This window comes from Thioclava atlantica (assembly GCF_000737065.1).
GTDB classification, from domain to species: Bacteria; Pseudomonadota; Alphaproteobacteria; order Rhodobacterales; family Rhodobacteraceae; genus Thioclava; species Thioclava atlantica.
This window is the reverse complement of sequence record NZ_AQRC01000013.1, coordinates 70,958-90,992: the sequence shown is the minus strand read 5'-3', so window position 1 is coordinate 90,992 and position 20,035 is coordinate 70,958. Positions and strand designations below refer to the sequence as shown.

Genomic DNA, 20,035 nt, shown 5'->3' with positions numbered 1-20,035 from the left:
TAAATATCCCCGCCGGAGGCAGGCTCGGGCGGGGATCGACGCATCTGGAATATCGCGCGGACGCGATCGGATCAGAGCTTGGAATCGCGGATTCGCAATTCGCGCGCACGGGTGAGAATCGCATCCTCCACGGCGCGCTGCGTATCGGCGGAGACGGCGCCCGAACGCGTGCGCAGCGAGACCTTGAGCGAGCGCGCATCGAGCGCGGGATCGGTGACATAGACCGTCGCGCGATAGGCGCGGCCACCGCCCGGCGGGGTGCCGTAGCCGGTCACGATGACGCCGGAGAAGGGATCGACCTCCTGGATCGGCAGGAAGTCGAGCACGTCGAGCGAGGCCTGCCAGAGATACTTGTTCACCTCGACGGTGATGTTCGGATCGCCGTTGCCGCTGAACAGATCCCAAAGGGTCGATTTCTTCCGGACCGCCGGGGTGTTCCGGTCGATGACGGCCGTGTTCTCCCCTGCCACATGGCTGAGTTGATTGGCATTTTGCTGGTTTGCATTCGCCGCCGTCGCGCCGCCCCAGGAGAAAAGTCTGCCGCTGGAGGTGCCGTTCCCGCATCCCGCGAGAGTAAGGCAGAGGCCCAGAACGGCGGTGCTCGTCAAAAGATGTCTGGTGGTCATGCGAAGCTGCCCCCGTCGGCTTGCGTCCTTCAAACTTGCCTTTTCTCTAGCCGATGCCCCCATGGCCCACAAGGTTTTTCCGGATCTCGCCCCGGGCGACCGCGCGCGAAGCCTTTGAGACATCGAAGTTCATTTGCGGAGGCTGTCACAAAGGACTGTGGCAAGTCTGCACCATCGCAGGGGCTATTCCGGAGGGGGAGGCGCTTTGAGTTGCAATGCCGCGGGTGTGAGGGGAAAAGAACCGCATACCCAATTCGGATCTCCCTGAGTTGGGGGTTATCTGTAAGACAATGAGGGAAAACGATGAAAAAGGTTCTCTTCGCGACGACCGCTCTCGTGCTCTCGGCTGGCGTTGCTGCCGCTGAGGTTTCGGTTGGCGGCGACGGCCGTATGGGTGTGATGTACAACGGTTCCGACTGGAACTTCAACAGCCGCATCCGCGCCAAGTTCACCATGTCGGGTCAGACCGACGGTGGCCTCGAGTTCGGCGGTTCGGTCCGCGCTGATCAGGCTACCAACGCCACCTCGGGCACCTCGGCTTCGGTCTACATCTCGGGCGCGTTCGGCAAAGTGTCGATGGGCGACGTTGTGGGCGCTTCGGAAGCTCTGTTCGGCGATCTGGCTGAAGTCGGCTACACCGACCTCGACGGCGCTGGCCTCGGCAACATCTCGGGTCTCTCGGTTGGTGCTTCGCGCAACAACATGGGTGCCAACGAAATCCCGTACCTGACCGGCGACAACGGCGGCAGCGTCGTGGGTTCGACGGCCAACACCGGCCCGAACCTGCTCTACACCGGCACCTTCGGTGCGTTCTCGGTGGCGGCTTCGGCTTCGGACGGCAAAGCTGTCTCGACCTCGGACAACCAAGAGTACGCTCTGGCCGCGGCTTACACGATGGGCGACTACACCATCGGCGCCGGCTACGAAATCGTCGACGTGACCACCGGTCAGAACTGGAAACAGGGCGAGATCGTCGGCACCGCGACCTTCGGCAACACCGCTGTGAAAGCCTACTACGCTGACGGCAGCGGCGGCAACAACCTCGACAAAGCCTACGGCATCGGCGTTTCGTCGGTCTTCGGCGCGACCACCGTCAACGGCTACGTGAACTACGCGGAAGCCACCGACGGCACCAACGGCACCGCCTACGGTATCGGCGCTGCTTACGATCTGGGCGGCGGCGCCTCGGTCGTCGGTGGTGTGGCTGACAGCGACATCGCTGGCACCGACACCCAGGCCGACCTCGGCATCAAGTTCTCGTTCTAATCCTTCGGGACAGAACGACGGGAAGAGCGGGCCTTGCGCCCGCTCTTTTCTTTTTCGCCGCGCCGGTGTTTCTTGTCCCCCGCCAAAGGAGGGCATGATGGGACTCAGGGATATTCGAGAGCGGATCGCCGAGGCCGAGAGACAGGCCGGGCGGGCACCCGGTTCGGTGAAGCTGATCGCGGTGTCGAAAGTGCAGCCGGCCGAACGTGTCGAGGCGGTTCTGCGCGAAGGCCATCGGCTGTTCGGCGAGAATTACGTGCAGGAAGCGCAGGGCAAATGGCCCGCCTGGCGCGAGGAATTTCCCGGTTGCGAAGTCCACATGATCGGGCCGCTGCAATCGAACAAGGCCAAGCTCGCGGTGGAGCTCTTCGAGGCGATCCACACGCTCGACCGGCCGTCGCTGGCGAAGAAGCTCGGGTCTCTGGCACAGGCGCGCGGGGCCTCGCCCGATCTTTTCATTCAGGTCAATACGGGGCGTGAGCCGCAGAAGGCGGGGGTTCTGCCCGAGGATCTCGACGCTTTCGTTGCCGATACACGCGCGATGGATCTGCCGGTTGTGGGCCTGATGTGCATCCCGCCCGAGGCCGAGGATCCGGCTCCCCATTTCGCGACGCTCGCCGAGATGGCCGCGCGCAACGGGCTCGACGGGCTGTCGATGGGGATGAGTTCGGATTTCGAGGCCGCGATCGCGGCGGGCGCGACCCATGTGCGCGTCGGATCGGCAATCTTCGGCGCGCGGGACTATTCGGGGAGCTAACCACGCCTTCGAGCTTCCCGCTGTTGCCGTCAGCGGTGGGCATTGAGGGCTGAGTCAGGTCAGTTTGGCCCGAAGGTTTTCCGTCGCGAGATGGGCGCGACCAGCTCAGGGCGGGGCGTCGGCCTCAGCCCGCCTGCGCGCTCCCGCCTCGCATGTCCTGCATGTTCAAGACCACCAACTGGTCCTGTCGCGAACGTGCAGAGCCCGGAAGCGTGCGAAGACGGTGTCCTCGTTCTGGAAACGCTCCCACACCTCTCGCAAGATCGGCCCGACGGGTTCGACTTTCATGAACGGCTCCATGCGCCAGACCATGTTGCGCAGAGTGTCGTCGGTGCCAACGGTGAAACCGGACAGGCCTTCGAACAACGGGACAAGGTTGTGCTGCAGATATTCCACCCGCGCCTGGTCGATGATGGCCTCGTTCGCATGGGTCAGATATCGTTCACTTTCCGACATCATGATCGTGATGGCGAGGGAAGAGGTCAACATCGCGACCGCACGGATCGCCATGTCAGGATCGTGATCGGCGAAGGTATCGGTCGCAGAAACCAGCCAGCGGATGTTGAGCTTCTCGCGGAGGAAATCCCCTTCCTTGAACCAGAGATCGCGAAACTGAGCATAGCTGGTGCGAAGGTCATATGCCCGCCTGATCAATACGATGAGTTCGGCGTGGCGGAGCAGCAATTCGGACTGACCGGAAAATTCTCTGCGCAGACTCTCGAGGTGACGTTCGATCGCCTTGTGTGATCCTCGGGTTTGAATCGGATCCCCCGCGTCGATGATTGTTTCCTTCAACGCTGCCCAGTTCGTGGAGCCGGACGAAAATGCCTTTGCGCCCCACCGCTTCCGGTGCTGATTCAAAGAAAGAAATCGTCTGAGTCGCCCTGGCTTTTTGCGCATGGTCTGTCTTTTCCCTCGGTGTTACGGGGCAGAGAACCATTTTCTATCGTGAGGTTAATCCTTCGACGCCAAGCTCGGCGCGTCGGGAAGGAGGGGTTCCACGCTTGTGCAATGCTCTGAGGTTTATCGCCGCTCGCATAATCGCATTGCGAAGGTTAACCTCATTCCGGTCGCGCGTTCCACGGGCACGCGCTGTTCAATCCGAGGCTCCCTGCCGCGCACGGTATCGGCGCACTCGATGAATAGCTTATTCCCCAGACCCCGGGAATTTTCTCGCAACCGAGAGCTCCGGGATCACCAGGGCTTCTCCGGGCGCGATGCGTTCGGCGATCCAGATCAGGTGATCGCGGCGGAAGGCGAGGCAGCCGGCGGTGGGGCAGGTCTGGCGGCGCCGTTGATGCAGGAAGATCGCGGAGCCCCGGCCCGGCGTGGCGATCGGGTAATTCCAATCGGTGACCAGCACGATGTCATAGAGCGGATCGGCGCGGCGCAGGGTCTCGTGCGAGGCGGTGAAGGGCGCCGCGACGCGCTGGTTGTAGTCGCGGTGATCGGGGGCGTCGCACCAGAGATCGCGCGGGCCGATGGGCTCGGCCCAGGGCTGCGGGGCGGGCAGACGATCGGCGCGGTAGAGCATGCGCAGGACATGAAGGCACCCGGCGGGCGTCGCACCGTCCCCTTCGCGCTTGTTCGTCGTGATGCCGCCGCGGCCGATCTCGACCGGGAAGCGGCGGCCGCGGAAGAGAAGCCCCCTGGGCGTGAGCCGCATCACAGGATATGCCCCGATTTCGCGGCCTTGGTGGCGAGGTAGGCCTCGTTATGGCGGCTCATGCCGACCTTGAGGGGCACCCGCTCGGTCACCGCGATTCCGTTCGCCTCGAGCATCGCGACCTTGGCGGGATTGTTCGTGAGCAGCCGAACCCGGGAGAAGCCGAGCTTGCGCAACAGCGCCGCGCCGATCCGGAAATCGCGTTCGTCATCCTCGAAGCCGAGCCGGTGATTGGCCTCGACCGTGTCGAAGCCCTGATCCTGCAGGCTGTAGGCGCGCATCTTGTTGGCCAGGCCGATGCCGCGCCCCTCCTGGTTGAGATAGAGCAGGATGCCCGCGCCCTCATGCCCCATCAGGGTCAGCGCGGCGTCGAGCTGGGGGCCGCAATCGCATTTGAGCGATCCGAGCACATCGCCGGTGAAACAGGCCGAGTGAAGCCGGGCGAGAACCGGTTTCGAGCGGTCGCGCTGGCCGATCTCGATCGCGTAATGCTCCTCTGCGCCGTCGTCGGGCCGGAAGATATGGAGCCGCCCGGCTTCTGCCGCGCGCATCGGCACGCGGGCCGCGGAGACGGGGGTGAAGGCCTGCGGAATGTCGGCCGCCTCGAGCGCCTCGCGCGCGGCGACACGCGTGAGCCCGTCAGGCGCGGGATCGGGGGCGGCGACCATCAGCGCCGCCGGCAGGAGCTGCGCCGATTTCGCGAGCCTGATCCCCGCCCGTGCGAGATCGGCATCGCCGCCGCGCAGCGCCTCGAGCGGGCCCTTCATCGGCACCCGCAGATCGTCGGCGGGATCGGCCAGCGCCCGGAGCCAGAGCAGGTCGGCATCGTCGGGCATCCGGATCCGGGCGACATCCGCGTCATAGACCCGCGCCTTGAGCGTGCCTGCCCGCCGCGCGGTGAGGCACAGGGTCAGCGGTCCGAGCGCGCGCAGCGCCGCGAGACGCTCCGGGCTCAGGGTCTCGACCGCGGCGACGAGGTGATCGGAGATCAGAACCGGCAGCCCCATGCGCATATCGGCGCGGGCGCGATTGAGTCGTTCGGCCGGGCTCGGCCCGAGGGTGAAGTCGCCGTTCATGGCGTTCCAGATAGTCCTGCTTGTAACAAATTGAAATATCTCGCCGCTATTTGACACGTCCGCGTGAGCTAGGTTTCACTTCCCTTGCCATGTCCGCCAGCGCGCAACAGCTATGCGGAAAATGCAAGTGGAGGCAAGGAAATGGCGGCATTGAAAAAAATTCTTCTCGTCGATGACGATGCGGACCTGCGCGAGGCGCTGGCCGAGCAGCTGATCGCGACGGATGATTTCGACGTCCACGAAGCCGGCAATGGCCATGAGGCCGTGGATAAGGCGAAATCGGCGCTTTACGATCTGGTGGTGCTCGATGTGGGCCTGCCCGATACCGACGGGCGCGAACTGTGCAAGAAGCTGCGCAAGCAGGGCGTCAAATGTCCGATCATCATGCTGACGGGGCATGACACCGATGCCGATACGATCCTCGGGCTCGACTCGGGCGCGAATGACTACGTCACGAAGCCCTTCAAGTTCCCGGTCCTTCTGGCCCGCCTTCGCGCCCAGCTGCGCACGCATGAACAATCTGAGGATGCCGTCTTCCAGCTCGGCCCGTACACGTTCAAGCCGGCGATGAAGATGCTGGTGGACGACAAGGACAAGAAGGTCCGCCTGACCGAGAAGGAAACCAACATCCTCAAGTTCCTCTACCGCGCCACCGATGGCGTGGTGCCGCGCGACGTGCTGCTGCATGAGGTCTGGGGCTACAATGCGGGGGTGACGACCCACACGCTCGAGACGCATATCTACCGCCTGCGCCAGAAGATCGAGCCCGATCCCTCGAACGCGCGTCTGCTCGTGACCGAATCGGGCGGTTATCGGCTGGTCGCCTGATCCCGCGCTCCGTGTCGGGAGCTTCGATACGCGAGAAGAGGCGGCCCCCCGGGGGCCGCCTTTGTCATTCCGGCGGAGCGGTGATCAGACCGAGGGGTAGATGTCTTCCTCGGCTTCCTCCAGCGAGATGCCGAGCGCGTTGAGGCCATCCTCGAGATGATCGGAAAGCATCGGGATTCCCAACAGGTAGTCTTCGGTGGGGGCGGTCGCTTCGGCCCTGGCGGTCGCGATCGCCTCTTCCAGTTCGGAGGGGTCGAACGTGTCGCGCCCGATCCACATCACGGCGGTCAGGGCGGCTTTCTCATCCTCGTTGAGCGCGGCGATGAAGGCGCGCAGCTCTCGTGCCTGACCGGAGCCGGGCACGTCGGCGTCGAACTTCCGCGCGCGGATGATGACATGGGCGATCTTGGCCGGGCTGATGGTGAGCATGTTTCCCTCCCTTTGGGACAGTTTCGCCGCGGCGCGAGGCCTGCGCAAGAGCCGTGATCACTCTTCTTCGGTAAGGGCCGGCGCCGAGAGGGCGCGCGGGTGGCTGTCGACGAGCGAGGGCGTGTCGAGCTTGCCCTCGTCGGCGACCACACCCATCGCCTCGAATTTGCGGGCCGAGGGCAGGACGCGGCTCTCGAGCGAGCCCACCGCCTTGTTGTAGCTCTCGACCGAGCGGGTGAGGGCGCGACCGACGCTGTCCATGTGGCCGCCGAAGGTCTTGAGGCGTTCGTAGAGCTCGTGCGCGGTCTTCTGCACCTCGACCGCGTTCTTGGCCATCTTCTCCTGCTGCCAGCCATAGGCGATCGCCTTCACCAGCGCCATCAGCGTGGTCGGGCTCGCGATCAGCACCTTGTTCTGGAAGGCGTATTCGATGAGCCCGGGATCGGCCTCGGCGGCGGCCGCGACGAAGGTTTCGCCGGGGATGAACATCACGACGAAATCGGGGGTCTCGGCCAGTTGCGCCTGATAGGATTTCGACGCGAGCGTCTTCACGTGCTGGCGCACATGCTGGGCATGACGGGCAAGGGCCGCGGTCTGCTGTTCGGGGGTCTCGGCCTCGAGCGCGTCGAGATAGGCCTCGAGTGGGGTCTTCGCGTCGATGACGATGCTCTTGCCGCCGGGGATATGGACGATCGCGTCGGGGCGGCGCGCGCCCTCGTCGGTCGTCATGTGATGCTCGAGATGGAAATCGACATTCTCGCTCATGCCGGCCATCTCGAAGACCTGACGCAGCTGCATCTCGCCCCACCGGCCACGGGTCTTGGGCGCGCGCAATGCCTGCACCAGCTTGCGGGTCTCCTGCCCGAGATGGGCCTGCCCCTCGGCCAGCGACCGCACCTGGCTGTGAATCGCGCCATAGGCCTCGTTGCGGGCCTTCTCGATCAGCTGGATCTGCTCGCCGAACTCGTTGAGCTTGAGGTTGAGCGGCTTGACCAGATGCTCGATCGCCTCGCGGCGGCGTTCAAGCTCTTCCTGCGCGGTTTTCTCATGCGCCTTGAAACGCTCGGAGACGAGGCTGAGGAAGGTCTCCGAGTTCTTCTGCAGCACACCCGAGGCCACCGAGGAGAACCGATCCTCGATCTCCTTCTTCATCCCGCGCAACTCTTCGAGCCGGGCCTGATGCTCGCGCCGCAGGCTGTTGAGCTCCTCGCTCTTCTCCACCCGCGCGCGGTATTCGGCATCGCGTTGAGAGCGCGCGCGCGACAGTTCTTCCTCGACCTCGTGCAGTCGCTCGGCCGCCGCCTCCGAGGCCGCCAGCGCCTCGCGCAGGTTCTGCGCCTCCTCGCGGTAGGGCGCCGCTTCGGCCAGGTCCTCGCGTGCCTCAGCCAGCCGCCGCCGCACGGCAAGCCAGAGGCCCGCGAATGCGAGCATCAGAACGCCCGCGCCCAGCAGCATCTGCACCAGCGGGTCGCTCAGATTGAGGGTGATGTCGCCGATCTGGATCATGTGCGCCCGAAGAGCCTTTCGATATCGCTCAGTTTCAGTTCCACATAGGTGGGACGGCCGTGGTTGCACTGGCCCGAATGGGGCGTGGCCTCCATCTGACGCAGGAGCGCGTTCATCTCGTCGGCGCGCATCTGGCGGCCGGAACGGATCGAGCCGTGACAGGCCATGCGGCTGAGTACCGCCTCGATCCGCGCCTGCACGAGCTGGCTGTCGCCCAGGTCGGAAAGCTCGTCGAGCACGTCGCGCAACAGCGCCTCGGCATTGATCTCGCCCAGCACGGCCGGGGTCTCGCGCACCGCGATGGCCGAGCCGCCGAAGGGTTCGATCGTCAGGCCCAGCCGCGAGAGGGCCTCGGCATGATCGAGCAGCAGCGTCGCGTCGCCTGCCGAAAGTTCCACGATCTCGGGGATCAGAAGTGCCTGCGCCGCGACGCCGTTCTCGGACATCTGCGTCTTCAGCTTCTCGTAGACCAGACGCTCATGGGCGGCGTGCTGATCGACGATCACGATCCCGGTCTCCGTCTGCGCGATGATGTAATTCTCATGCACCTGCGCGCGGGCGGCGCCGAGCGGCTTTTCGGTCAGCCCGGGTTCCGCCGGGGCCGGGGCTTCGGCACGGGCCGAAGGTGCATAGTCGAAGCGCGGGGCAGGCTCCTCGAAGATCGGCGGGCTGGTTGGCGCCTGCGCCGAGTAGGACGAGCGCAGGGCCCCGAGGCTCGGCCGGTCCATCTGGTAGATGCGCGGCGGTTGCTCCGGGCCCGGCTCGGGGCGCATCGCGCCCAGCGTCGCCTCCGCCACGGTCGAGGAGGCCCGATGCCCCGCTTGCGCGAGCGCATGACGCAGCCCGGTGACGATCAGCCCGCGCACCGTGCCCGCCTCACGGAACCGCACCTCGGCCTTGGCGGGGTGCACGTTCACGTCCACGCGCTCGGGTTCGCAGGTGATGAAGAGACAGGCGGCGGGGTGGCGCTCGCGGCTGAGGAAATCCATGTAGGCGGCCCGCAGCGCGCCGATCAGCTGCTTGTCGCGCACCGGTCGGCCGTTGACGAAGAGGAACTGCTCGACCGCTGCGCCGCGCGAATAGGTGGGCAGCGCCGCATACCCGGTCAGGCGGATCTCCTCGCGCTCGGCCTCGATGCGCACGGAATTGTCGGCGAAGGCCCGCCCGATCACCCGGCCCAGCCGGGCCGAGAGCGCGTCGAAAAGCTCGCCCTGTTCGGCATCGGCGCGAAAGATCTCGCGCGATTTGCCGTTCGAGACATCGGTGAGGGTGAAGCTGACGAAGGGCTCCGCCATCGCCAGCCGCTTGAGCACATCGGCGATCGCCTGCGCCTCGGCCCGGTCGGAGCGCATGAATTTCAGCCGCGCGGGTGTCGCGAAGAACAGGTCGCGCAGTTCGACCACGGTGCCGCGATTGAGGGCGGCGGGCTTCACCGGGCCGATCTGGCCGCCCGCGACGGTGATCTGCGCGGCGTCAAAGCCCTGCGCCCGCGAGGTGATGGTGAGCCGCCCGACCGCGCCCAGAGAGGGCAGCGCCTCGCCGCGAAAGCCGAAGGTGTGGATGTTGAGGAGGTCCGAGCCGTCGATCTTCGAGGTCGCATGGCGCGAGAGCGCCAGCGGCAGATCCTCGGCCGTCATCCCGTAGCCGTCGTCGCGGACCCGGATCAGGGTCTTGCCGCCATCGGCGTAATCGACCTCGATCCGGGATGCCCCGGCATCGAGCGCATTCTCCACCAGTTCCTTCACCGCGGAAGACGGCCGCTCGACAACTTCACCCGCCGCGATCCGGTTCGCGGCGGCGTCGTCAAGCTGGCGAATGACGGGGCGTTCGTTCGCGCCTATATTGCGGTGGTGTTGGTTCATTCCACAAGGGATAGCATGGCGAATGGGTCAACCCAACAGATTCGCGCAAGCTATCCCCAGCAAAATCAATTCAGCCCGACGGGGCGGCCCACCACGACGAAGGTCAGGTCCTTCGGGTCGAGAATGCGCTTGGCGACGCGCTCGATATCCGCCTTGGTGACGGCGTTCACCTTGTCGTTGCGGGTGTCGATATAGCTGCGCGGCATGCCGTTGAGCTGCATTCCGGTCAGGATCCCGGCGATCCGGCCATTGCCGTCGAAGCGCAGCGGATAGGCGCCGGTGAGGTAGGTCTTGGCGTCCTGCAACTCCTTGTCGGTGACCTGCCCGGTAGCTGCCTTCTGCCATTGCTCCTTCACCACCGAGATCGCCTGCGCGACCTTCTCGTTGGCCGAGGCGAAGCTGCCCTGCCATGTCTTGGCGAGGTCCTTGTCGACGAGATAGGAGGCGATGCCATAGGTCAGCCCGCGCTTCTCGCGCACCTCGTCCATCAGCCGCGACGAGAAGCCGCCCGCGCCGAGGATCTGGTTGAGCACGAAGGCGGGGAAGAAGTCGGGATCGCTCATCGCGATGCCCTTCTGGCCGAAGATCACCACCGATTGCGGGCTGTCGAGATCGACCGTCGTGACCCCGCCGGACAGCTTCGGCGTGACCGGAGCCGGCATCGGAGCGCCTTTCGCCGGCAAGTCACCCAGCAGCTTGTCGAGCATCGGCCCGAGTTCCTCGGGCGTGATGTCGCCCACCGCCGAGACGACCATGTGATCGCGGCTCATCACCCGGTCCTTCGCCGCGAACAGGTCTTCCTGCGTGAGGCCCTTCACGCTCTCGGCGGTGCCGTTGAGCGAGCTGCCATAGGGGTGATCGCCATAGGCGATCTTGCGGAAGGTCTCGGCGGCGATGGAATTCGGGTCGGTCTTGTCCGAGGCGATGATCGACAGGACCTGAGCGCGCACCCGGTCGATCGCGCTCTGGTCGAAGCGCGGATGGATCAGCGCCTGACGCAACAGATCGACCGCCTTGTCGCGATTGTCGGAGAGCATCTGCGCCGAGACATCGAGCGAATCGTCGCCCACATCGAAGCTGAACTGCGCGCCGAGGGCTTCCTGCCCTTCCGCGAATTGCTGGCTGGTCATCGAGCCCGCGCCCTCTTCGAGCGTCGCGGTCATCAGGTTGATCGCCCCGCGCTTGCCGGGCGCGTCGAGGCTCGCCCCGCCCTTGAAAGCGATGTCGAGCGCGGTGAAGGGAATGTCGTGATTCTCGACGAGCCACGCCTTGATCCCGCCCGGCGAGGTGACTTCCTGGATCTCGATCGCGCGGGCAGGCAATGCGAGCACGAGTGCGAAGAGCGTCGCGAGCATCAGCCGCGTGCCCAGGGCGAAACGGGTATGGATCATTGGGTGACCTCCTGCGCGGTCGAAGGCGGTGCTGCGGGCGCGGTGACGGGGCCGACCGCATCGGCGGTGCGCTCGGCATAGCCGGTCACCGAATCCTCGGGCTTGAAGAGATCGCGGGCGGCGGACATCACGTCCTCCTCACTGACCGACATCAGAACGTCGGGCCAGCTCTCCACGTCCTTCACCGAGAAGCCCGAGGCCAGCGCCTCACCGTAGCGGCGCGCGAGCCCCTGGGTGTTGTCGCGCGAATAGACCTCGGCGGCCTTCACCTGGGTCTTGATCCGGGCGAACTGTTCGGGGTCGATCCCATCCTTGAGGAACTGCTGGATCGCCGCGTCGAGCGCCTTTTCCGCTTCGGGGAGGCCCACATCCTTCGCGGGCATCACCGAGATGTTGAAGGTCGTCGGGTCGATCGACATCCCGTCATAGTAGCTCGAGGCGTAGATCGCGGTCCCGTTGCCGTAGATCAGCTTGCGGCCGAGCACCGAGGTCGCCTGATTGCCGCCGAGGATTTCGGCGAGCACGGTCAGCGCCGCGGCCCGTTTCTGGTCCCCGGGATTGCGTTCGGGCGCGAGATAGGAGCGCACCAGATAGGGCTGGGCGATCCGGTCGTCCTTGAAGGTGATGTGGCGCGCGGCGCGTTGCGGGGGCTCTTGCGGGCGCATCCGCGGCGCGAGGCCCTCGGTCGGCTTGAGCACTCCGTAATATTTCTCGGCCAGCGCCTTCACCTCTTCGGGCTTCACGTCACCCGCAACCACGAGGACCGCGTTATTGGGCGCGTAATATTCATGGTACCAGTCGAGCGCGTCCTGACGGGTCAGCCCTTCCATCTCCTTGCGCCAGCCGATCACCGGCGTGCCATACGGGGAGTTGAGGAACTGCGCGGCGCGCTCCTGCTCGGTGAACAGCGAGGAAGGGTTGGAATCGGTGCGCTGCGCGCGTTCTTCGAGGATCACCTGCAATTCCGTCTTCGCATCGTCGGGCGAGATCTGGAGATTGCGCATCCGGTCCGCTTCCATCTTCATCACGAGCGGCAGGCGGTCGGCGGCGATGCGCTGGAAATAGGCGGTGTAGTCGTAGCTGGTGAAGGCGTTGTCCGAGCCGCCATTGGCGGCGACGACCTTCGACAGCTCGCCCGGTGCCATCGTCTTGGTGCCCTTGAACATCAGGTGCTCGAGGTAATGGGCGATGCCGGACTTGCCGCGCTTCTCGTCCGCAGAGCCGACCTTGTACCAGACCATGTGCACCACGACCGGGGCGCGGTGATCCTCGATCACGACGCCTTTCAGGCCGTTCGCGAGTTCGAAAGTGGAGACATTCCCCGCGAATGCGGGGGTCAGACCCACCAGCATCAGCAAGGCCAAAAGAAACGCGCGCACTGCCCAACTCCTCCAAGATACGGTTGCGCACAAAATAAGCATTCGCGCGCCGAGCGCAAAGCTCTGTGACGCTCTCGTGATGGGGTGGATTACTTCACGGCTTTCTGGGCGGCGCCGGAGGGCGGTGCTCCGGGCGTCACGACGCCGAGACGACGCCAGCGCTCAAGCTCGGCGGACTGGTCGAGCTCCATCGGCTTGTAGGCCTTATAATAGACCGAGACCTGCAGTGCCCGCTCGAGCAGGCGCCCGTCGTGATCCTTGCGCCACTGGTAATCCTCGGCCGCGAGGGTCTGGCGGATACCCGGCTGGGTGCCGTAGCGGCTGGCCGCGGCCAGAAGCGCCCCGTCCGCGGCCGGGACCTGCCCGGTTTCGTCGAGGCGGCGCGGATTGCCGCCGAGCGCGGCCACGGCATCGGCCTTGGGCGTGGGATCGGTCAGATTCTTGCCGCCCGGCGTGGGCGTGGGCAGCGAAGCCAGGTCCTTGGGCATCTCGAGGGGCTTGGTCGGCAGGACGCTGAATTCGTCAGGCCCCTGATGGGAGGAGCGCAGATTCATCAGCTGCGGCTCACGGCCATTGCCGCAGGCCGCCAGCGTCAAAACCGCAGCGAACGCGATTCCGAGCGTGCCGATCCGAGCCTGCATGGACAACCCCCTTGCCTGTTCCGCCCCCGTCTTAGCGCAACAAAGCGGCGGCGTCACCAGCGAAAACCGTGTCATTCGCGCTCCCGCCGATGGTCCCTGCCGGTAAAGAGGGCAAGCCCCACCGCGCCGAGGAAGATCGCCACATCGGCCACGTTGAACGAAAACGGGTTCTGCCAGCCGGGCAGCGACATGTTGAGGAAATCGGCGACGGCCCCGTAGACGAGCCGGTCCACCACATTCCCCAGGGCGCCGCCCACCAGCAGACCCGCGGAGATGTGAACCGCGCGTCCATGCGGCTCGCGCGCGATCCAGAACCAGACCCAGCCCGAAATCAGGAAGGCGACGGCGATCAACACCCAGCGGGTCACGTCGGTCTCGCCGGAAAACAGGCCGAAATTGACGCCCCGGTTCCAGGCCATGCGGAAATTGAGGAACGGCGGAAGGACCTCGATCGCGCCAAGCCGGGCGAGCTCCATCTTCTGCACCACGATGTATTTCGTGGCCTGATCGAGGAGCAGAACTCCCGCCGCCACTTTCGCTGCAAGACGCATTCGTCCGACGCTCCTCTCGCGTTTCGTTCCCGCGGGCCACGCGATGCCCGGCGATTGCCGGGCTCTGCGCTCAGCCCGTCAGATCAGTGGCGGAAATGGCGCATTCCGGTGAAGACCATCGCGAGGCCGCGCTCGTTGGCCGCGTCGATCACTTCCTGATCGCGCATCGAGCCGCCGGGCTGGATGATCGCGGTCGCGCCCGCCTCGGCCGCGGTGATCAGGCCGTCGGCGAAGGGGAAGAACGCATCCGAGGCCACGACGGACTCCTTGGTCGGGGTCTCGGCCAGACCGCAGGCGTCCATCATGTCCTCGGCCTTGCGCGCGGCGATCCGGGTCGAATCGACGCGGCTCATCTGGCCCGCGCCCACGCCGACGGTCGCGCCGTCCTTGACGTAGATGATCGCGTTCGACTTGACGTGCTTGGCGACTTTCCACGCGAACAGAAGGTCTTTCAGCTCCTGCTCACTCGGCTGACGCTCGGTCACGACCTTCAGATCGTCGAGGGTTATCACGCCATTGTCCTTGTCCTGCACGAGGAAGCCGCCCGCGACCTGACGATAGGTGGTGATCGGCGCGGTGGTGTCGGGCAGGCCGCCGGTTTCCAGCAGGCGGACGTTCTTCTTCTTCGCGATGACCTCTTTCGCCGCCTCGTCCACGGCGGGCGCGATGATGACTTCGGAAAAGATCTTGGTGATCTCTTCGGCGGTGGCTGCGTCGAGGGTCTGGTTCAGTGCGATGATGCCGCCGAAGGCCGAGGTGCGGTCGCAATCGAAGGCGCGTTTATAGGCCTCGATCACGGTCTCGCCGGTCGCCACGCCGCAGGGGTTGGCGTGCTTGATGATCGCGACGGCCGGTTTCTCGGTGCCGAATTCCGAGACCAGTTCGAACGCGGCATCGGTGTCGTTGATGTTGTTGTAGCTCAGTTCCTTGCCCTGAAGCTGCTTGGCGGTCGCCACGCCCGGACGGTTGGTGCCGTCGAGGTAGAAGGCGGCCTGCTGGTGCGGGTTCTCGCCATAGCGCAGGGTTTGCGCGAGTTGACCCGCGAAGGCGCGGCGGCGCGGCGCCTCTTCGCCGATGGCCCCCGCCATCCAGGTCGAGACGGCCGCGTCATAGGCGGCGGTGCGCGCATAGGCGATCTGGGCGAGGCGCTGGCGGAACGGGTAGGAGGTCGCGCCGTCATTCGCGTCCAGCTCGGCCAGAACCGCGTCGTAATCCTCGACATCGACAACGGTCGCGACGAAGGAATGGTTCTTGGCCGCCGCGCGGATCATCGCCGGCCCGCCGATATCGATATTCTCGATGCAATCGGCGTAGTCGGCCCCCTTCGCCACGGTTTCCTCGAACGGGTAGAGGTTCACCACCAGCAGGTCGATCGCCTCGATCTGGTGGGCTTCCATCGCGGCGAGGTGCTCCTGGTTGTCGCGCAGCGCCAGAAGACCGCCATGCACTTTCGGGTGCAGCGTCTTCACCCGGCCGTCCATCATTTCCGGAAAGCCCGTCACGTCGGCGACGTCGCGCACGCTCAGCCCCGCCTCGCGCAGCGTCTTCGCGGTGCCCCCGGTCGAGAGCAGTTCGACGCCGCGCGCCGCGAGCGACTGGGCGAATTCGACCAGACCGGTCTTGTCGGAAACGGAAATCAGCGCACGGGTGAGGGGGATCGGACGGGTCAAGGGGCAGCTCCTTGCAAGACACGTGTCAGGGGGCGCCCTGCTTCGGCCTCGGGATCTGCCCCAAGGTCAGGGCGCGTGGATGGCCGTGGGGTTATCGCGTGCTTGCGAAAAGGTCCAGCCAATCTGGCACATGCGATCGAGAACCCGGCTCGAAAGCACGATCTGGAGGCTCGGCCGCGGCCGGATGCGTCCCTTTTCGAGATAGACCGAGGGTTCGAGCGCCAGATCGGCGACCCCGTCATGGCGGAAGACCCAGATCTCGCCCGAGCGCAGCGCGACCGAGACCGCGTGGCCGCCCATGTCGAGCGTCGCGTCGCAATCGGGATGGAGATGGAAGCGGATGTCGAAGGGGATGCCGCGCAGGCCTTCATGTTCGAAGATCTGGTTGAACCGGGCGATATCGCCGGTCGTCATCGCGCCGAGCGTGTCGCGCCCGCGCAGCTCGCGCCCGTCCACGCTGAGATCGAGTTCTCGGATATGGGTCATGCCGTGGGTTTCAGCATAGCCGTCATGGCCGAAGATCATTCCCGTCTCCGAGCTGTCATCGGGCCGGATCCAGACATTGGGCGGCGTCTTGTCGAGAAAGGCGCGCGGGGCGCGGCCGAAGAGCCGTTCCGGGCCGAGCCGCGAAGAGGAATAGCCGTGGATCGAGAGCGTCGAATGGCTCGCCGTCGCCCGGCCCGCGCGGTGCCAGTCGCGCCCGAACTGTGCGCCCGAGCCGCAATTGACGATCATCGGCCTGCGGCCCGAGGTAAGTTCGAAGGCCAGCGTCGAGGCATGGGCATTGGCCGAGGCCGCGCCGCGCGGCGGCCGGGCCGCGTCGATGATGAGCGAGCTGCGTCCGCCCTGCATCCGCACGAAGCCCATCGCCACCGGTTCACGCCGCACGCCCCGAATGCCGGTCGCCGAGAGGGCGGCGTCGAGATGCCCTTCCTTGCCGCCGCCGCCGCCATGGAACCGGGCCAGACCGCCATCGGTGTGGCGCAGGCTGCGCAGGGTGGGCGCGATCCGCGCGATCGCCTCGAGAAGCGGCGCGGGAGGCGTGCGGCCTGCGATCTGAAGCGCCTCCGCGGCCCAGGTGAGCAGGGTGAGAACCTCGAGCAGTTCCTCGGGGTTGCGCGTCGCGATGCCGCCCTCGGAGTCCACCTGCCGCGCGCATTCGCCCATCAGCGCGGAGATCGCAGGCTCGGCATAGCGCTCCATCCCGGTCAGGGCGAGCCCGGCAAAGATCAACCCGGTCAACGCCTCGAAGCGCGGCAGGCCCGGTGCGGCGCTGGCCCAGCGTTTCGACAGGAAGATCGTCTGCTGGCCGAGCGCGCGGAAGAACCGGTCCGAATCCGCGCGGTCGCGGCCGTTGAGCAAGAGGATCGCATGGTTGATCCAGCGGATCACGCGCCGTCCGGTCAGGTCCGGGGTCCAGCCCGGCCCGTGACCTGCGCCGAAGCGGTCGATCCAGCCGAAGACCCAGTCCTGCGCGCGCAACCGGGCCTCGCGATCGCTCAGTGCGGCGAGATCATCGAGCCAGCCGCAGCCTTGCAACGCCTCCTCGAAGGCGGGATCGGGCATCGGCAGATCCCAGATCGCCACGCCGGGCCCCTGGATCAGGAAACCCGCGAAAAGGAAATTGCCCTGAATGAGCTGGCGCCCCTTGGCGAAGGAGCCGATGGTGCGCGGCTCCGGCTGGCTGACGAAACCCGTCGCCGGACGCGAACGTCCAGCCCGCGCCGCCGCGAGCCGGTTGAGCGCGGTGCCAAGCCGCGCGGTCGATCCGGAAATGTCCCTGCCCATACCCTGTCGCTCGAACCACCCTTCTGCCGGGGAATGGGACGAGGTTAGCCATGGCCGCGGTGCCTGTCACCGGCCCGGATGCGGGTTCAGCCGGAGCGTTGCAGCCGCGCCATGTAGAACCCGTCCATGCCGCCGCGCTCGGGCCAGTAGTCGGGGCGCAGGCGCAAGCCGCCTTCCGCGGTGATCCAGCCGGGTTCGATCCCCTCCAGGTCGGGACGGATCACGGTGAGATCCGCGTGGCGTTCGAGCGCAGCCTTGATCTGCGCCTCGCCCTCCTCGGGCAGCACCGAGCAGGTCGCGTAGACCAGGGTGCCGCCGGGCTTGAGCCAGCCCAGAGCGCGGTCGAGAAGCTGTTCCTGCAAGGCGAAGAGCGGCTTGATCGAGGCGCCGTCCTTGATGAAGGGCAGGTCGGGATGGCGGCGGATCGTGCCGGTGGCCGAGCAGGGCGCGTCGAGCAGGATCGCGTCGAAAGGCGCATCGGGCTCCCATTCCAGCGCGTCGGCCGCGACGATCTCCGCCGAGAGTCCGGTCCGGTCGAGATTTTCCGCGAGCCGCTCGAGGCGCGTCTCGGAAATGTCGAGCGCGGTGACGTCGGCGCCGGCCGCGGCCAGTTGCAGCGTCTTGCCGCCCGGTGCCGCGCAGAGGTCGAGCACGCGGGCGCCGGGCGCGGGGGCGAGCAGCTTCGCGGGAAGCGCCGCGGCGGCGTCCTGCACCCACCATGCGCCCGCCTCGAAGCCCGGCAGATCCGAGACCTTGCCCGGATCTGAGAGGCGCAGCGAGCCGGTGGGCAGAAGCGTGGCCCCGAGCCGCTCCGCCCAGTCGGCCGGGTCCGCCTTCACGCTCAGATCGAGCGGCGCGCCCGCGAGATGCGCCGCCTCCATCGCCTGGGCAGCCTTCTTGCCGAAGGCCGACATCACCCGGCCGCGCAGCCAGCCCGGCATCTCGGGGGCGGGGGTCTCGGCCCATCGCGCGCCCTCCTCGGCCACCTTGCGCAGCACCGCATTCACCAGTCCCGCGAAGCTGCGCACCCTGGGGCCTGCGGATTTCACCAGCGTCACCGCGGCATCGACGACCCCGTGCGGCGCTTGGCCTTCTTCGAGCAGTTCGACCGTCGCCAGCCGCAACAGCGCCATGACATCGGGCGGCGTGCGGCGGCGCAGATGCGGCTTGAGGATGCGGTCGGCACGGGCCATGTGGCGCAGCGTGGTGGTGGCGAGGCGCTGGGCGCGGGCGCGCTGGGAAGGCTCCAGCCCGTCGAGCGCCTCGGCGGCGATCTGCTCGGCGAGGCTCTCGCGGTCCTCGAGAACGCCGATGATCAGGCCAAGGGCTGCGCGGCGCGCGGTATCGGGTCTGGACATGGGCTGCGCCCCTTCGGCTTGTTGCGGGTCTGGCTGCGGCCTATATCATGCCCCGATCCCCAGACAAGGAAGAGCGACCGATGTCCGATCAGTCCGAAAAGCCCGAAGAGACCCGCGAGCTGCCACCCGAGGCGATCCGCGCGCTGGCCGAGGCCGAGGAGCGCCGCAGGAAGGCCAAGGCCCTCGACCTGCCGAGCGAGCTGGGTGGCCGCGACGGCCCCGAACCCGTGCGCTATGGCGACTGGGAGAAAAAGGGCATCGCGATCGATTTCTGAGCCGCGCGGCGGATCGACCGGGAAGGGGGCGCCGCCCCCTCGCCCGTGCCGGGCTCACCCCCGGGATATTTCGATCAAGAGGAAGAGGGCCCGGGATCAGAGCCCGAGCACGTCGATCATGTCATATTCGCCGGGCGCCTTGTCCTGCCCCCAGAGCGCGGCCTTGAGCGCGCCGCGGGCGAAGATCGCGCGGTCGGTGGCGACGTGGCGCAGGACGATCCGCTCGCCCAGGCCCGCGAAGAGCACGTCGTGCTCGCCCACGATGTCGCCGCCGCGGATCGCGGAGAAGCCGATCGCGCCGCGCTGGCGTGCGCCGGTGATCCCGTCGCGGCCGGATTCGCGGTTCTGCTCGAGGTCGATCCCGCGGCCTTCCGCGGCCGCCTCGCCGAGCATCAGCGCGGTGCCCGAGGGCGCATCGACCTTCTTGTTGTGATGCGCCTCGATCACCTCGATATCCCAGTCCGCGTCGAGCGCGGCGGCGACCTTCCGGGTCAGCTGGGTCAGCAGGTTCACCCCGAGGCTCATATTGCCCGCCCGCACGATCACGGCATGGCGCGCGCAGGGCTTGAGCGCGGCGATATGCTCGTCGCTCATGCCGGTGGTGCCGATCACATGGGTGAGGCGGGCCTGCGCGGCGAGCCTCGCGAATTCGACCGTCGCGGCCGGCGCGGTGAAGTCGATCACCGCCTGGGCGCCGGAGAAGGCCTCGAGCGGATCGTCGGTCACGATCACGCCGTTCGGGGCGCCGCCCATCGCTGTGCCGAGATCCTGGCCGACCCATTCATGGCCCGAGCGTTCGACCGCGCCCGCCAGGCGGGCCTTGTCGCTGTCGCTCACGGTGCGGATCAGCATCTGGCCCATCCGGCCCGACGCCCCGGTGATCACGATGCCCGGCAGATCGCTCATCTGGTCTCTCCTTCGTATTTTGGCGCTATCTAGCCTGAGCGGCCCCAGTTGGCAAAGCCC

At 66.5% G+C, this 20,035-nt stretch carries 19 protein-coding genes; 4 read left to right on the top strand and 15 right to left on the bottom strand.

Annotated elements, in window-relative coordinates:
* Positions 1–71: 71 nt before the first annotated feature.
* Positions 72–626, bottom strand: coding sequence for a DUF3576 domain-containing protein (locus tag DW2_RS14980; RefSeq protein ID WP_038147880.1), 555 nt, complete (start codon positions 624–626; stop codon positions 72–74).
* 303 nt (positions 627–929) lie between these two features.
* On the opposite strand from DW2_RS14980, the gene DW2_RS14975 reads away from it, so the two are divergent.
* Both DW2_RS14975 and DW2_RS14970 read left to right on the top strand, forming a co-directional pair.
* Positions 930–1,892: a porin gene (locus DW2_RS14975; RefSeq protein ID WP_038147879.1), complete on the top strand. Its 963-nt coding sequence runs from the start codon at positions 930–932 to the stop codon at positions 1,890–1,892.
* A gap of 97 nt (positions 1,893–1,989) precedes the next feature.
* Positions 1,990–2,649, top strand: a complete 660-nt coding sequence (locus tag DW2_RS14970) for a YggS family pyridoxal phosphate-dependent enzyme (RefSeq protein ID WP_038147878.1) — start codon at positions 1,990–1,992, stop codon at positions 2,647–2,649.
* A 165-nt stretch (positions 2,650–2,814) separates the two neighbouring features.
* On the opposite strand, the gene DW2_RS14965 is transcribed toward DW2_RS14970, so the two are convergent.
* The 3 genes from DW2_RS14965 to ribA all read right to left on the bottom strand — a co-directional run bounded on the left by DW2_RS14965 (position 2,815) and on the right by ribA (position 5,391).
* Complete coding sequence (locus tag DW2_RS14965; RefSeq protein ID WP_038147877.1) at positions 2,815–3,549, bottom strand: hypothetical protein; 735 nt, start codon at positions 3,547–3,549, stop codon at positions 2,815–2,817.
* A 247-nt stretch (positions 3,550–3,796) separates the two neighbouring features.
* Entirely contained in the window at positions 3,797–4,315 is a 519-nt protein-coding gene (locus tag DW2_RS14960) for a L,D-transpeptidase family protein (RefSeq protein ID WP_038147876.1), read from the bottom strand.
* Entirely contained in the window at positions 4,315–5,391 is a 1,077-nt protein-coding gene (gene ribA / locus DW2_RS14955; RefSeq protein WP_038147875.1) for a GTP cyclohydrolase II, read from the bottom strand. The genes DW2_RS14960 and ribA overlap by 1 nt, the downstream gene beginning before the upstream one ends.
* 141 nt (positions 5,392–5,532) lie before the next feature.
* Between ribA and DW2_RS14950 the strand changes: the two genes are divergently transcribed.
* Complete coding sequence (locus DW2_RS14950) at positions 5,533–6,219, top strand: response regulator transcription factor (RefSeq protein ID WP_038147874.1); 687 nt, start codon at positions 5,533–5,535, stop codon at positions 6,217–6,219.
* A gap of 84 nt (positions 6,220–6,303) precedes the next feature.
* On the opposite strand, the gene DW2_RS14945 is transcribed toward DW2_RS14950, so the two are convergent.
* From DW2_RS14945 to DW2_RS14900, 10 genes are all read right to left on the bottom strand, one after another.
* Entirely contained in the window at positions 6,304–6,648 is a 345-nt protein-coding gene (locus tag DW2_RS14945) for a DUF3775 domain-containing protein (protein ID WP_038147873.1), read from the bottom strand.
* 57 nt (positions 6,649–6,705) lie between these two features.
* Positions 6,706–8,154: a DNA recombination protein RmuC gene (locus DW2_RS14940; protein ID WP_238321341.1), complete on the bottom strand. Its 1,449-nt coding sequence runs from the start codon at positions 8,152–8,154 to the stop codon at positions 6,706–6,708.
* A complete protein-coding gene (gene mutL, locus DW2_RS14935) occupies positions 8,151–10,016 on the bottom strand; it encodes a DNA mismatch repair endonuclease MutL (protein WP_038147872.1) in 1,866 nt (621 codons plus the stop codon). Before mutL ends, DW2_RS14940 begins: the two co-directional genes overlap by 4 nt.
* Positions 10,017–10,081: 65 nt before the next feature.
* Positions 10,082–11,407 carry a M16 family metallopeptidase gene (locus tag DW2_RS14930; protein ID WP_038147871.1) on the bottom strand — a complete coding sequence of 442 codons (1,326 nt, stop codon included), beginning with the start codon at positions 11,405–11,407 and terminating at the stop codon, positions 10,082–10,084.
* On the bottom strand, positions 11,404–12,786 hold the full coding sequence (locus tag DW2_RS14925) for a M16 family metallopeptidase (RefSeq protein WP_420340844.1): 1,383 nt from the start codon (positions 12,784–12,786) through the stop codon (positions 11,404–11,406). Before DW2_RS14925 ends, DW2_RS14930 begins: the two co-directional genes overlap by 4 nt.
* Before the next feature lie 89 nt (positions 12,787–12,875).
* Entirely contained in the window at positions 12,876–13,427 is a 552-nt protein-coding gene (locus DW2_RS14920) for a DUF3035 domain-containing protein (protein ID WP_038147870.1), read from the bottom strand.
* 71 nt (positions 13,428–13,498) lie between these two features.
* Positions 13,499–13,978 (bottom strand): signal peptidase II, encoded by a 480-nt coding sequence (gene lspA / locus DW2_RS14915; RefSeq protein ID WP_038147869.1) that lies wholly within the window; start codon positions 13,976–13,978, stop codon positions 13,499–13,501.
* 83 nt (positions 13,979–14,061) lie between these two features.
* A complete protein-coding gene (gene purH, locus DW2_RS14910) occupies positions 14,062–15,648 on the bottom strand; it encodes a bifunctional phosphoribosylaminoimidazolecarboxamide formyltransferase/IMP cyclohydrolase (protein WP_038147868.1) in 1,587 nt (528 codons plus the stop codon).
* 66 nt (positions 15,649–15,714) lie between these two features.
* On the bottom strand, positions 15,715–17,436 hold the full coding sequence (locus tag DW2_RS14905) for a heparinase II/III family protein (protein WP_051856143.1): 1,722 nt from the start codon (positions 17,434–17,436) through the stop codon (positions 15,715–15,717).
* Positions 17,437–17,522: 86 nt separating this feature from the next.
* Positions 17,523–18,794 carry an RsmB/NOP family class I SAM-dependent RNA methyltransferase gene (locus DW2_RS14900; RefSeq protein ID WP_038147867.1) on the bottom strand — a complete coding sequence of 424 codons (1,272 nt, stop codon included), beginning with the start codon at positions 18,792–18,794 and terminating at the stop codon, positions 17,523–17,525.
* Positions 18,795–18,874: 80 nt separating this feature from the next.
* On the opposite strand from DW2_RS14900, the gene DW2_RS14895 reads away from it, so the two are divergent.
* Complete coding sequence (locus DW2_RS14895) at positions 18,875–19,069, top strand: DUF1674 domain-containing protein (protein WP_038147866.1); 195 nt, start codon at positions 18,875–18,877, stop codon at positions 19,067–19,069.
* 96 nt (positions 19,070–19,165) lie between these two features.
* Here DW2_RS14895 and dapB read toward each other — a convergent pair whose 3' ends face one another.
* Positions 19,166–19,975: a 4-hydroxy-tetrahydrodipicolinate reductase gene (gene dapB / locus DW2_RS14890; RefSeq protein ID WP_038147865.1), complete on the bottom strand. Its 810-nt coding sequence runs from the start codon at positions 19,973–19,975 to the stop codon at positions 19,166–19,168.
* Positions 19,976–20,035: the final 60 nt, after the last annotated feature.

Excerpts from the sequence above, each read along its gene's own strand:
- DW2_RS14920 (WP_038147870.1), bottom strand. The coding sequence starts at position 13,427 with ATGCAGGCTCGGATCGGCACGCTCGGAATCGCGTTCGCTGCGGTTTTG.
- mutL (WP_038147872.1), bottom strand. The coding sequence starts at position 10,016 with ATGAACCAACACCACCGCAATATAGGCGCGAACGAACGCCCCGTCATT.
- DW2_RS14900 (WP_038147867.1), bottom strand. The coding sequence starts at position 18,794 with ATGTCCAGACCCGATACCGCGCGCCGCGCAGCCCTTGGCCTGATCATC.
- DW2_RS14980 (WP_038147880.1), bottom strand. The coding sequence starts at position 626 with ATGACCACCAGACATCTTTTGACGAGCACCGCCGTTCTGGGCCTCTGC.
- lspA (WP_038147869.1), bottom strand. The coding sequence starts at position 13,978 with ATGCGTCTTGCAGCGAAAGTGGCGGCGGGAGTTCTGCTCCTCGATCAG.
- DW2_RS14970 (WP_038147878.1), top strand. The coding sequence starts at position 1,990 with ATGGGACTCAGGGATATTCGAGAGCGGATCGCCGAGGCCGAGAGACAG.
- DW2_RS14960 (WP_038147876.1), bottom strand. The coding sequence starts at position 4,315 with ATGCGGCTCACGCCCAGGGGGCTTCTCTTCCGCGGCCGCCGCTTCCCG.
- DW2_RS14930 (WP_038147871.1), bottom strand. The coding sequence starts at position 11,407 with ATGATCCATACCCGTTTCGCCCTGGGCACGCGGCTGATGCTCGCGACG.
- dapB (WP_038147865.1), bottom strand. The coding sequence starts at position 19,975 with ATGAGCGATCTGCCGGGCATCGTGATCACCGGGGCGTCGGGCCGGATG.
- DW2_RS14950 (WP_038147874.1), top strand. The coding sequence starts at position 5,533 with ATGGCGGCATTGAAAAAAATTCTTCTCGTCGATGACGATGCGGACCTG.
- DW2_RS14940 (WP_238321341.1), bottom strand. The coding sequence starts at position 8,154 with ATGATCCAGATCGGCGACATCACCCTCAATCTGAGCGACCCGCTGGTG.
- DW2_RS14895 (WP_038147866.1), top strand. The coding sequence starts at position 18,875 with ATGTCCGATCAGTCCGAAAAGCCCGAAGAGACCCGCGAGCTGCCACCC.
- DW2_RS14905 (WP_051856143.1), bottom strand. The coding sequence starts at position 17,436 with ATGGGCAGGGACATTTCCGGATCGACCGCGCGGCTTGGCACCGCGCTC.
- DW2_RS14965 (WP_038147877.1), bottom strand. The coding sequence starts at position 3,549 with ATGCGCAAAAAGCCAGGGCGACTCAGACGATTTCTTTCTTTGAATCAG.
- ribA (WP_038147875.1), bottom strand. The coding sequence starts at position 5,391 with ATGAACGGCGACTTCACCCTCGGGCCGAGCCCGGCCGAACGACTCAAT.
- DW2_RS14975 (WP_038147879.1), top strand. The coding sequence starts at position 930 with ATGAAAAAGGTTCTCTTCGCGACGACCGCTCTCGTGCTCTCGGCTGGC.
- DW2_RS14945 (WP_038147873.1), bottom strand. The coding sequence starts at position 6,648 with ATGCTCACCATCAGCCCGGCCAAGATCGCCCATGTCATCATCCGCGCG.